The sequence below is a fragment of the Erwinia psychrophila genome (assembly GCF_039023475.1).
Lineage (GTDB): Bacteria > Pseudomonadota > Gammaproteobacteria > Enterobacterales > Enterobacteriaceae > Erwinia.
This window is the reverse complement of sequence record NZ_JBCHVB010000001.1, coordinates 19,641-31,734: the sequence shown is the minus strand read 5'-3', so window position 1 is coordinate 31,734 and position 12,094 is coordinate 19,641. Positions and strand designations below refer to the sequence as shown.

The 12,094-nt window shown below is 47.9% G+C and carries 9 protein-coding genes and 2 pseudogenes; 5 read left to right on the top strand and 6 right to left on the bottom strand.

What is annotated here, in order from left to right:
* Positions 1-147 precede the first annotated feature (147 nt).
* Positions 148-711, top strand: a complete 564-nt coding sequence (locus AAH446_RS00145) for a VOC family protein (RefSeq protein ID WP_342904713.1) — start codon at positions 148-150, stop codon at positions 709-711.
* A gap of 888 nt (positions 712-1,599) precedes the next feature.
* Here the strand turns inward: AAH446_RS00145 and AAH446_RS00140 are convergent.
* Positions 1,600-2,118, bottom strand: coding sequence for a TetR/AcrR family transcriptional regulator (locus AAH446_RS00140; RefSeq protein WP_342904712.1), 519 nt, complete (start codon positions 2,116-2,118; stop codon positions 1,600-1,602).
* 193 nt (positions 2,119-2,311) lie between these two features.
* Between AAH446_RS00140 and AAH446_RS00135 the strand changes: the two genes are divergently transcribed.
* From AAH446_RS00135 to AAH446_RS00125, 3 genes are all read left to right on the top strand, one after another.
* On the top strand, positions 2,312-3,490 hold the full coding sequence (locus tag AAH446_RS00135; RefSeq protein ID WP_342904711.1) for an efflux RND transporter periplasmic adaptor subunit: 1,179 nt from the start codon (positions 2,312-2,314) through the stop codon (positions 3,488-3,490).
* A gap of 3 nt (positions 3,491-3,493) precedes the next feature.
* Positions 3,494-6,598, top strand: a complete 3,105-nt coding sequence (locus tag AAH446_RS00130) for an efflux RND transporter permease subunit (protein ID WP_342904710.1) — start codon at positions 3,494-3,496, stop codon at positions 6,596-6,598.
* Between the two features lie 122 nt (positions 6,599-6,720).
* Positions 6,721-7,395, top strand: coding sequence for a hypothetical protein (locus AAH446_RS00125; protein ID WP_342904709.1), 675 nt, complete (start codon positions 6,721-6,723; stop codon positions 7,393-7,395).
* A gap of 604 nt (positions 7,396-7,999) precedes the next feature.
* Here AAH446_RS00125 and AAH446_RS00120 read toward each other — a convergent pair.
* The 3 genes and pseudogenes from AAH446_RS00120 to AAH446_RS00110 form a co-directional block, all read right to left on the bottom strand.
* Positions 8,000-8,615 (bottom strand): annotated as a pseudogene (locus tag AAH446_RS00120) (transposase); the annotation flags it as partial.
* A gap of 101 nt (positions 8,616-8,716) precedes the next feature.
* Positions 8,717-9,136, bottom strand: a complete 420-nt coding sequence (locus AAH446_RS00115; RefSeq protein ID WP_463322772.1) for a translesion error-prone DNA polymerase V autoproteolytic subunit — start codon at positions 9,134-9,136, stop codon at positions 8,717-8,719.
* 220 nt (positions 9,137-9,356) lie between these two features.
* Positions 9,357-10,007 (bottom strand): hypothetical protein, encoded by a 651-nt coding sequence (locus tag AAH446_RS00110; protein WP_342904708.1) that lies wholly within the window; start codon positions 10,005-10,007, stop codon positions 9,357-9,359.
* 141 nt (positions 10,008-10,148) lie between these two features.
* On the opposite strand from AAH446_RS00110, the pseudogene AAH446_RS00105 reads away from it, so the two are divergent.
* Positions 10,149-10,268: pseudogene (locus tag AAH446_RS00105) on the top strand (DUF4113 domain-containing protein); the annotation flags it as partial.
* Between the two features lie 70 nt (positions 10,269-10,338).
* Here AAH446_RS00105 and AAH446_RS00100 read toward each other — a convergent pair.
* Entirely contained in the window at positions 10,339-11,493 is a 1,155-nt protein-coding gene (locus AAH446_RS00100; RefSeq protein WP_342904707.1) for an MFS transporter, read from the bottom strand.
* Positions 11,490-12,020, bottom strand: a complete 531-nt coding sequence (locus tag AAH446_RS00095) for a TetR/AcrR family transcriptional regulator (protein ID WP_342904706.1) — start codon at positions 12,018-12,020, stop codon at positions 11,490-11,492. The genes AAH446_RS00100 and AAH446_RS00095 overlap by 4 nt, the downstream gene beginning before the upstream one ends.
* Positions 12,021-12,094: the final 74 nt, after the last annotated feature.

The following is a 12,094-nucleotide window of genomic DNA, read 5'->3' as shown; positions in this document are numbered from 1 at the left end:
TTTTACAGAGCGGTCCTGTCCAATACTCCCGACTTATAATACTTTGAAAAAAGGCACAAAAGTCTGGCTGAGAACATTCTTTTTGATACCTGTTTATGTGACATTCCGCTCATTTATGCCAGGCTTAGATTTGAAATAAAAATCATTATGGATAAAACAGCTGGAGCAGAAATGACAATCCGCGGTATCGAGCACATCGGAATCACTGTTGAAGATATTCAGCACGCCAAACAATTTTTCATTAATGCGCTTGGCGCATCTGTTCTCTATCAGTTGGTTTCTCCTGATGATAAGGAAGACAGCATCGCTGGGGATAATATGCGGCCCCTGAATGGTTTTCCCAGTGAATTCAAGGTAACTGGGTTAGCGATGTTACGTCTTGCGAACGGGTGTAATGTGGAACTGTTTCAGACTCAACCTACCGCAAAGGATCATCAAGCCAATCCATCCCAGTCAGGCATTAACCATTTTTCTCTCTATGTTGACGATATTCAAGAGGCCGGCGAGAGGATGCAGGCACATGGAGCACAAATGTTTGACGGCCCGTCAGACTGTTTTGCCCAAGAACAAGGGAAAGGTAACCAGACCTGGTTTTGCATGACGCCTTTTGGGCTGCTTATTGAGCTGATCTCTCTGCCGACCGCCCTGAGTTATGACCCGCAGGCCACTGCGTCGCGTTGGATCCCCGGCCCATCATCGGAACAGGAGTAAGTCATGCCGCGCAGAGAATTTATCAGCGGTAGCCTGGCCGCGATATGCCTGGCAAGTCCAGTTTTAGCTTTTACAAAATCAGCAACCAACCCGGCGTTGCAGCGTTTCACTCAATCACCCTGATTTACCAATAGCATTGCCGTAGCGACCAACGGTTCCTGCTTCCTGAACTTTCCACGATTTCAGGGATATCTTAAGTAGCCTGCCTAAGCACGACTCACCGAAAAAGGGCCTGTCGCCTTTCCAGATAATCAATGGAATCGCTGGCAACCCGGCGAAGATGGCGTCAACACACTGGTTAACGTCAATGCTTGTTATATTTTTGGCGACAACCTTTTTTGGGTGGGTGATCAGGGCGAATGCGTGGTTTTTGAGGAGGCATCCGCGGGTATAAAGGCCGGTCTGGCAAGCGGAGCCTCAGTAATTGCAGTCATGCCTGGCGCAGAGGGGGCATCGGAGGCTCACGCCGTCACAGAGCTGACCGGAATTACGGTTAAGGCTTCCGGAGAAGGTTTCACTGTCGTTTATGGCTAATCACGTCACACAATAAGCATCAATGTATATTGAGCGATTCGCGGGCTTTAAATTCCCCGCGTCCGCTTTTCGCTGTGAGTTCAACTGGTCGATGCAACGCTAATGAAGGGGGATCACATCAGCCTTTTCCGCCCCGGCACCGTGAACGTGGGGCTAGTTTGGATGTCGGAAATTTTGTACGTTTAACCCCCTTAACGGGGTTTGAGGGGCAATGGAAAGAAAACGTATATTAAGGAGGTAATGCATTGTTTAAATGGAAATTAAGTACATGCAGGGGCAGAGTTGTGTTGTCTGAGGACTATTTTCCTATCAGACCCCTAACGGCTGAGACTGTTCCACTAAGCGTCAGACCTCTTATCTTTCTGCACCATTCATAAAGGCTCGTTCGGTTAATATTACAAGACCAGCACGAGCAATTCGTCCTCTTCGTTCAGCATCAACCAGCCCACATATGAGAGCGTTGAATATTTCTGTCAACTCTGACGCACTGATATCAATACGGAAAACGCCTTCATGTTGGCCGCGAAGAAAGAAGGCATCCTGTTTACCCAGCCACTCATTTTCAACAGAGCGATCAACTAGCACATCTTTCCAGTAATGCATCAGAAAAACGGTAAGTTCTTTATGTGCATAATAATTTTCAATCAAGATTGTCAGCGCTTCAGGTACTGGCCGGGTTTCGAGCTCAGCCATTTCCATCGCTTCGTGCATGACACTGATACCGAGCTCGGCCGTTTTCTGGACCAGTTGCTCACGCGTCTGACAGAAACGGTAGAGTGTCGCTTTGCTCACACCAACCGCCTGTGCTAACTCCTTCAGGGTTGCTCGAGGATGTTCGACCAGCGCACCGGCAAGTGCATTCACCATCATCATGTCCTCATTCTTTACGTTTAAATCAGTCATTATGGCAGGCATTATGAAGCTATGTGGATTCAGGTTGTACCCATACTATTACTATATTTTGATACGACTTAAAAGAATTTTTACTTCATTCAAATGAATCATAATTGATTCATTTGAGTTTTTCGTGCATTATCTGAGCTCGTTTTAATAGAGCGGGTATGTTATGAATCTTTATCCATGTGCCACCAGGGTGTCCTTACTTTTTCTGTCTGTATTCCTTATCTCGGGATGTAACGAGTCAACAGCGCCAGACGCAGAATCCTCAATACCTCACGTCAAAACGACCCGGGTTACCCCCAGACCATTTGAGATGACGGCTGAATTACCCGGCAGGATTGAGCCGGTACGAATTGCTCAGGTCAGAGCACGGATCACAGGCATTGTGCTTAAACGAAACTTTGTCGAGGGAGCTGATGTACAGGCCGGTCAGGTGCTTTTTGAGATTGACCCGGCCCCCTTTAAAGCTGATCTGGCAAAAGCGAAAGGAGGACTCTCTGATGCTGACGCCCGCCTTTATGAGGCGCAGTCTCTCGTTAAGCGTTATCAACCGCTTGTGAAAAAAGATCTTGTCAGTCAACAGGCGTTCGACCAGGCAATGTCAGCATATAAAAGTGCACTTGCGATGAAAGAGTCCGCACGTGCCTCACTGGAAACAGCAAAAATTAATCTTGGATATGCGACGGTCAGGGCTCCGATTTCCGGCCGAATCGGCCGCGCCCAGGTGACTGAAGGTGCGCTGGTTTCCCAGAATGATTCTTCATCCATGGCCACTATTCAGCAACTTGACACTGTTTATGCTGATTTTCAGCAGTCTGTCTCACAAGTGTTAGCCATACGAAAAGCGGTGAGTGTGGGAAAACTACAGAAGACAGATGATAAAAGTCTCCCTGTCTATATTTCCGCAGAGGGAGATAATGAGCAGCACAGAGGTACGTTACTTTTCACTGATATAACCGTTGATCGTGAAACCGGACAGGTATCCCTCAGGGGCATTTTTCCTAATAAGGATGATCTCCTTTTACCCGGGATGTATGTCCGGGTCCGTCTTGGACAGGGTATTGATCCAAAAGCCGTTTTAATTCCTCAGCGTGCTGTACATCGGGATCTGGATGGGAAAGCGAGTGTCTATATTGTCCGTGATGATCGAACAGTTGAACAGAGGTATATCACAACGGGAAAAATGTATGGCTCAGAGTGGCATATTCTGGAGGGGCTTAATTCTGGAGATGAAATTGTTATTAGTGGCGCTGCCGTGGAAGGACAAAAGGTTGTCCCCGAACCTTACAGACAGGATATAGCATCAAATAAAACAGGCAATGGCCAGTCTTCCCGGAGCTTATAATATATGTCCAGATTTTTTATTGAACGCCCCAGATTTGCATGGGTAGTTGCTATATTTATTATGCTTGCCGGTTTACTGGCACTCCCCTCCCTACCCGTTTCACAGTTTCCGGTGGTTGCGCCTCCACAAATCTCTATCTGGGCAACTTATCCCGGGGCATCAGCAACAGCTGTTGTGGATAATGTCACCAGCGTTATTGAAGAAGAACTGAACGGGACTAAAGGTCTCCTTTACTATGAGTCCTCAAACAGTGCCGGAACCGCTGAGATTACGGTGACATTTGCGCCAGGTACGGATGCGGACCTGGCTCAGGTAGATGTACAGAACCGTATCAAGAAAGCTGAAGCCCGTCTTCCGGCTTCTGTCACACAGCAGGGACTACAGATTGAGCAGGCAAACGCTGGTTATCTTATGATTTATACCCTCGGGTATAAAGGTGATGACAGCAATAAAGATGATGTAAAACTGGCTGATTTTGCAGCACGTAACGTTAATAATGAGATACGCCGTATCCCCGGTGTGGGTAAGGTTCAGTTTTTTGGTGCTGAAGCTTCAATGCGGGTATGGATTGACCCTCAGAAGCTGTTAAATTATAACCTTTCCGCATCCGATATAAACAATGCGATCGCTTCACAGAATGTCCAGGTGCCAGCGGGTAGTTTCGGGAGCCGCCCCGGACCTGCCGATCAGGAACTGACCGCAACTATCAATGTAAAAGGCATGCTGAGTACGCCTGATGAGTTTGGTAACATCACGCTTAAAGCAAATCCGGATGGTTCACGTGTCAGACTGAGTGATGTGGCCCGTATTGAAATTGGCACCCAGGACTTCAGGTTTGCCACGCAAGTTAACGGCAAAAAATCTGTCGGGGCAGCGGTACAGTTGAGCCCGGGAGCTAATGCTCTGCAGACAGCTGAGGCGATAAAAGCCCGTCTTGCAGAATTATCGGAAACATTTCCCCAGGATATTGAATACAACGTCCCCTATGACACGTCTGTATTTGTGGATGTGGCAATCGGTAAAGTTGTCAAGACACTGATTGAAGCCATTATTCTCGTTTTCCTTGTCATGCTGCTCTTTCTGCAGAACCTGCGCTATACCCTTATTCCAACTATCGTGGTACCTGTTTGTCTGGCTGGTACACTTGCGGTAATGAGCCTGCTGGGATTTTCAGTCAATATGATGACAATGTTTGGCATGGTTCTCGCCATTGGCATTCTGGTTGATGATGCTATTGTGGTCGTGGAAAACGTGGAACGTATCATGTCGGAGGAGGGACTGAGCCCGGCAAAAGCGACGATAAAGGCAATGGAGCAGGTATCCGGGGCTATAGTCGGAATAACGCTGGTTCTGGCTGCTGTATTTCTTCCTTTGGGGTTTATGAGCGGTTCAGTGGGGGTTATTTATCAGCAGTTTTCACTGTCTCTCGCAGTATCAATTTTGTTTTCAGGTTTCCTGGCCCTGACATTTACCCCGGCTCTGTGCGCCACAATTCTTAAAGTTATACCGAAAGGTCACCACGTTGAGAAGAAAGGTTTTTTTGGCTGGTTTAATCGTAAATTTTCACGTCTGACAAACCGTTTTGAAACACTGAATGTCGCACTGTTGAAAAAAACAGGACGGTGCATGACGATCTATGTCGCCCTGGTTGCACTGCTGGGCTTCCTGTATTTACGCATGCCGGAGTCTTTTGTACCTGTTGAAGACCAGGGCTATTACCTTGTTGATATCCAGCTGCCCCCCGGTTCGACATTTGATCGTACCCGGCATGTTGTATCTGAACTGGAAAAATACATGCATTCCAGAGACAGTATGCAAAATACCACGATGATCATGGGATACAGTTTCTCAGGGTCCGGGGAAAACGCTGCACTGGGATTCCCGACTCTTAAAGACTGGTCGGTGCGTGGGGAGGGGCAGTCAGCATCCGATGAAGTCAGGGCATTTAATACTGCTTTTGCTCATTATACCGATGCAACAGTAACGGCAATTGATCCACCTCCGATTGAAGGGCTGGGTAATTCAGGCGGCTTCGCCCTGAGGCTTCAGGACAGAAATAACCTTGGTCGTGAAGCACTCATTAAAGCAAGGGATACGCTTCTGGAGAAAGCCAGTAAAGATCCTGCTATTGCTTACGCGATGGTCGAGGGGCTTGATGATGCGCCACAAATCCGCCTGGATATTGATCGGGAAAAAGCCCAGGCTTTGGGTATAGACTTTTCTGAGATTAATAATGCGCTGACCACCGCATTCGGTTCAAATGTTGCAGCCGACTTTGCTAATAAAGGGCGACTGCAGCGTGTTGTGGTCCAGGCTGATGGCGCTTCACGCTCAACACCTGAAAGCGTTCTTGACCTGAATCTGCCGAATGCAAAAGGAGAAATGGTACCGTTAAGAACATTTGCTTCAATTGAATGGGAGACAGGCCCGGTTCAGATATCCCGATATAATGGATATCCTGCATTTAAAATCACAGGAGATGCAGCACCCGGCTACACATCAGGACAGGCTATGCAGGCACTGGAAAATATAGTCAGCACTTTACCTAAGGGAATAGGTTTTGAATGGACAGCCCTGTCATTTCAGGAGAAAGTGGCTGGCGGGCAGGCCCCTGCGCTCCTGGCACTATCAGTACTGATTGTATTCCTTCTACTGGTTGCATTATATGAAAGCTGGAATATTCCATTTGCAGTCATGCTTATCGTACCAATAGGTGCTTTGGGTTCAGTCATTGCGGCCGGTTTACTAAGTATGTCTAATGACGTTTATTTTAAGGTTGGACTGATTACCATCATCGGTCTGGCTGCAAAAAATGCCATTCTTATTATTGAGTTTGCAAAAAGTCTGTATGAACAAGGTTACTCTCTGAAAGAGTCTGCAGTGGAAGCAGCAAAACTCCGTTTCAGGCCTATTGTCATGACATCACTGGCATTCATCCTTGGTGTCATCCCACTTATGGTCGCAAGTGGCGCGGGAGGAGCCAGTCAGAGAGCTATCGGTACCGGTGTTGTCGGAGGAATGCTGACGGCAACCTTGCTGGGTGTCATTTTTGTTCCGGTATTTTTCGTATGGGTTTTAAGCTTATTCAGAGCTAGAAAAAAAGCATGACAATCACATGCCATAGGGCAATATAACGGCTGAACCTTTTTTATATCACTATGATAAGCCTGACTTCTTTGATGGAATCTGGCTTATCAGACACAAAGAGAATTTATGAAAAGGATAACGTAATGACAGAGAGAGATATTTTTATACTGGATTTAATTGAGTGGATTGAGGGGAATATGGAACAACGTCTTAAAATAGAGCACGTTGCTGATAAATCCGGATACAGCAAATGGTATCTTCAGCGTATGTTCAGAGACAAAACAGGTATACGGCTTGCTGAGTATATCCGAAAAAGGAAAATGAGCAAATCAGCCTGCGCATTAAGGTTAACACAAGAGTCGATACTGAACAAGCAGGCCGACATATCTCCCCCTGAAGTGGTTAACATACAAAAAAGAAAGGGATCGGAATGTACTATTGTTCGGTGTGGTGTCGATGCATATCAGAAAGGAGACATTTCTTTTCTGAATGAATTAGCAAAAAAGTTAAAAGAAGGGCAAGCATATTCACTGGACATAAACGCACTGCGTGGGCAAAGCGATATGAATATTTTGTGTTGTGATATGTTATATATGAAAGAGAATCCACCATCTTTACCCCCTCCAGGTAAACCCGTAAACAAGCATCTTAAATTTAGTTACTCAGGAACGGCGAAGAACTTCATTCAATTTTCTTTTTTTATTTTTTCTTCTCTTTGTTATGGAGGGTATATCCATAATGGGAAAAGCGAGATTTTATGCATTGAGAAAATATCCAGCACATCCATAAATATTTGTTACTATATTCCTGTAAAATAAAAACCATTTTTTTAGGTGCTGACCTTCCAAAAAATAATTTTTTTATTTCCTGGTGTGATTTTTAAGACTGTAAGCAGTTTCACTAGTTTCTCCGATGCTTTCATCACCTGAAAAGTATTCGTCTCTTCCACAGGGGTCAGTTTGGATATGGGAAAAATTGTACGTTAGCCCGTTTTTTGAACTGGCCACACTGGCGTTCTTATTTTCTTGACTCTGCGGGGTTTAAAGACCAATGGCACGAAAACGTACGTTAAGGAGATAATCCATTGTTTAAATGGAAATAGTGTGCCTGCTCCGCCTCGTCAGCCTCACGCGAGATGTCATTAAATTGAGAAAGTAGCCGCTGGCGTGCCTTTGAAACACAGGACTTGTGAGATTCAAGAATTGCGTGGGTATCTAACTTATCAAACCAAAATATATATCCCATCATGATTTACTAAGAAATTAAAAATATTCCAGCCAGTACAATACATAACATAAGCCTATCTTGAGCAGAGTATGTGTCGAGGCCGACTTACGTAAGAGGTTATGGTTAACGAATACAATGACGCCTAACGTAGGATAATGGACCCTATGTAAGTACATCCGTTTTAGTTCCACGCACGCTCTGGTTAAGCGCTTCCGGCGTTGCCAGCGGTGCCGGATTGCGCACCGGCAGACGTTGTTTGCCCTTGCGACGAAAATTCAGTTTCAGCACGCAGTAAAGCCGGTGAACACGTTTGTGATCCCAGACGTTGCCCTGCCTGCGCAACACCTGAAACAGCTTCTTAAAGCCATATCGCGGATAGCGCTCAGCCAGTTCAGTTAAAGCCCGGATCACAGGTTCATCACGCCGGGTATCGGGCTGATAAAAATATACCGTCCTGCACAGCGATAAGGTCCTGCACGCCTGGCGGATGCTCATGGCAAATTGTGCCGTCAGATAGCTGACGAGCTCCCGCTTTATCGCTGGTTTTAAAGCTTTTTTCGATAACGTCTTTCAGCGCCCGACATTCAAGACTGAGATCGGCAAGCATCTGTTTTAGCCGCCGGTTCTCGTCTTCCAGATCTTTGATCTTTTTAATATCAGCCGCTTCCATCCCGCCATATTTCGCTTTCCAGTTGTAATAGCTGGTTTCGGATATAGCGGCCTCATGGCAGACATCTTTGACGGTTCGCCCGGCTTCGACAGATTTGAGAACGGCGATGATCTGGTGTTCAGTAAATCGGATCTTGCGCATAGCGATCTCCTCAGGGGACATAGTCAGTATGTCGGAAGATCTCTAAAAGTGAATGATCCGTATTGCAGGGATACTTACAACATCACACAGAGCAAACATAATCAGCTCGCAGATTTCACGATATAGGTTACCACGCCGAAAATTTCCAGACTGTCTTCGCTGCCTATCATGATTGGCGCATAAAGCGTATTTTCAGGCTTAAGCATGACAACCGGATGTAGCTGGAGGCGCTTAACGGTAAATTCACCCCCGACTACCGCAATGACGATATTGCCATGCGCAGCCTGACGGGAACTATCCACCACCAGCAAATCGCCCTCGCAAATCCCGGCGTCAATCATCGCGTCACCGCTGGACTTCACGAAATAGGTCGCACTCGGGTGCTGAATCATCAGTTCATTCAGGTCAATGCGCCGCTCAACATAATCCTGTGCAGGACTCGGGAATCCGCATGGGACAAGCTCGCCGAACATAGATAATGCTACGTCCTGGCGTAGCTCAGTAGGCGTGAAGAACTGCAAGATAATCACCATTAATTTAAACTGTATATACATACAGTATTATGCATCACTGATGGAGATCAAGCTGTGCTTTAACAATGACTCATTATCTATTTTTTATCCCTATGATTTTGAAATAATTTTGTGTGGCGGTAAATTTTCAACCGCTTCTTCACGGCAGATGTTCTGCTGCCAAAATAACCCGATCTTATGCACCAGTTTTCGCTGGGATGGCATTTTTTCAAAACGAAAACGATTCAGATAAACCCAAATCACACTCACCGTGTAAACGAAAATCAGCAATAGCATCTTCGATCGCTTTCTGACTTAACGCCGAAGCATCAACAATCATGCGCAGCCCTGAACCGTAAGCATAACCAGGTAAAAGCTCGTAGCGGCGGTAAAACACGGGAGGTTCATCCCGGCTAATTTCCTGCTCACGCTTCTTAACATATTCAGAAAATGTAAGACCATTGAAAGCATCATACTGACTAGCTTCGCGAGGGATCAGGGTATGACTGACTATTTTCCCGCTGGCATTATAATCAGGTCGGGTTTCTATTTTAACTTCGCATTCACGTTGCGGCTCACTGAGCCGTTCCCAGGCTTCATCAAATGCACGGGCGTGAACCGCATCCCTGAAAGCCACCTGCGCTGTAATGATTTCCGCATTCCAGAAAGTAGCAGGATCTAATCCAGTAAAGTAAATATCACTCCAGCTCCAGATATAACCCGGCTCATCGTCAAATCTGTTGAAATCACATTCATCATAAAATATTCCACCGCAACGATGACGTTCTTTATGAATAAGATTTTTAAGTCTGATGACTTGCCGACGGCGGATACGCCGTGAGAGGGAGGAGAAAGGTTGATGTTTACGACGGACATGCATGGGAACCTCCTTGACCGATAGAACGGCTATAAGGCTGGGAGAATTCCAGCCGATCAGGTTACCAAAAGATCCGTTGAGTGAATACCTGCAATACAGGTTCCCCGTGAATGAAATATGGCAAAAAACATGCGCTTTTTAATAAGCGGTAAAGGCAAAATCTGGTTTGCCGGTCAGGGTATGGAGAAAGCCTGGGCAATGAAGCGCGAAATGCTTTCCCCGGCCTATACGACAAGATACGCGGACTTGCCCATCGCGCGGTAACTATCCCTTCCCGACATGCTACGTCGCCGTTTTGCTTAACGACAAAACGGCGACTTCTGCGACAGTGCGCTTAGCGGATGGCTGCCCTTCTCCTCAGCTGTTCTGGCGATGGTCTGATAAAGGCGGCGATGCCGGCTGTCGCCGCGAAAGCAAGAAGGGCATTCATCAAGCCGGTTGATGCGAGTAACGCGCCAAATAACGGATTGCCAACCGCCTGGCCTGTTGCCACCGCCAGAAATGGAATGCCCAGCCCCAGATCGGGACGATCGGCAAGGAGTTCGGTCCCCTGAATTAAATAGACGCCGGTTGAGACAATATAGGCCGCCCCAAACAGGCTTACTGCCACAAAGCCACAGGCGGCAGAGAGGGGAGCCATGACAAGTCCCGCCGTTGCAACAGCCATTCCCAGCAGTGAGAAAGCGTGAATGGGCCTGATACCAAAGCGGTTGGTCAGCACGCCAGTCAGCGCCCCGACCAGGCCGGAAATGCCCAGCGCCACCCAAATCAACGCGATATAAGCGGAGGTAAAGCCCGCCTTATCACGCAGAATATCGGCGGCGAAGGTCCAGATGGCCGCACTGGAGACGCCCATAAAGAACGCGCTTACGCATAATGTAAAAAGCCCGGGACGTTTCAAAATAGCCCAGGAAACCGGGCTGCCGGACGCGGCGTGCAGACCGCGCGGGAAAGCAAACCAGAGCCAGACAGTGACGGCTGCGCCTGTCAGTACGAAAGCAAAGTAAATTTCGCGCCATGAGCCCGGCGCCAGCCAGGCGGCCATACCGGAAAAGACAATACCGGCCGCCGTGCCAGCATTAATTGTGGCGTTAGCCTTGGGCCGGTTTTTGTCACCAAACTGACGGGAAACGGCGAAAGCGAGGGGCGGCGACGTCAGACCGGTACTCAGCCCCGCCAGCGCAATACCTGCCGCCAGCACCCAGGCTGAGGCTGACAGCGCCACCAGCAGCATACCAAAAGTTGCGGTGAGTCCCGCCAGCAGGGTAATTGTCCGGGCGCTGAGCTTACCCGGGGCCAGCAGCACGAAACTGATACCAAGACAGTAGGCAGCAAATGCGCTGCCGCCGATCCATCCTGCAACGGTCACGCTAACAGCAAGATCTTCCCGAATCTGTGGAAGAAGAAGCCCGTAAGCAAAACGCGCAAGGCCGTAAGAAAGCGCAGTCAGTGAAAACGCGGCGGCAACAAAATTAATACGACTATTCATACTTTACGCGCCCTGGCTACGGTAAGAAGTGAATGTGCGGCATCCCTGGCATCATCGATGATGGAAACAGTGGCAATGGCGGCTGACGCCGTAGCGCCTTCAAATAACAGCCAGATCTGGTTGATAATCCTTTCATCTTCTTCACCCACCGCGAGCCGGACACGCCTGGCAAGCTCAGCGCGAAACTCACTTTTCTGCCTGTGGACAAGCGCGACAATCTCCTCATTCGCGGTGGCATACTCACTGCGCGCCCGCAGCAGCATACATCCTTGTGTTCCATGCACTTCCATCCACTGCCGCAGTGAATCAAACACTGCCCCAACAGGATCGCCATCGCTGCATTCTGCTGCCAGCTGCTCCATAAAGGCCAGATGCCTCGCCTTCAGCACGGCCAGGATCAGCCCATCGCGCGAACCAAAATGCTTATAGAGCGTGCGCGTTGAGACGCCGGAATGGGCCACCACACGATCGATACCGACACCGCGAAGGCTCTCTGTATCGAAGATGTGCATGGCGCTTGTAATCATTTCATGCTGTTTTTTCATCCTCAAAGTGTAAAACGTTCGTTTTACCTGTCAAGGCGAATCGTAGAATGAAGCGC

What these genes read in the sequence shown, in the direction of transcription:
- AAH446_RS00100 (WP_342904707.1), bottom strand. Translation starts at nt 11,493, where the DNA reads ATGAATAGTCGTATTAATTTTGTTGCCGCCGCGTTTTCACTGACTGCG.
- AAH446_RS00140 (WP_342904712.1), bottom strand. Translation starts at nt 2,118, where the DNA reads ATGATGATGGTGAATGCACTTGCCGGTGCGCTGGTCGAACATCCTCGA.
- AAH446_RS00145 (WP_342904713.1), top strand. Translation starts at nt 148, where the DNA reads ATGGATAAAACAGCTGGAGCAGAAATGACAATCCGCGGTATCGAGCAC.
- AAH446_RS00095 (WP_342904706.1), bottom strand. Translation starts at nt 12,020, where the DNA reads ATGATTACAAGCGCCATGCACATCTTCGATACAGAGAGCCTTCGCGGT.
- AAH446_RS00125 (WP_342904709.1), top strand. Translation starts at nt 6,721, where the DNA reads ATGACAGAGAGAGATATTTTTATACTGGATTTAATTGAGTGGATTGAG.
- AAH446_RS00130 (WP_342904710.1), top strand. Translation starts at nt 3,494, where the DNA reads ATGTCCAGATTTTTTATTGAACGCCCCAGATTTGCATGGGTAGTTGCT.
- AAH446_RS00110 (WP_342904708.1), bottom strand. Translation starts at nt 10,007, where the DNA reads ATGCATGTCCGTCGTAAACATCAACCTTTCTCCTCCCTCTCACGGCGT.
- AAH446_RS00135 (WP_342904711.1), top strand. Translation starts at nt 2,312, where the DNA reads ATGAATCTTTATCCATGTGCCACCAGGGTGTCCTTACTTTTTCTGTCT.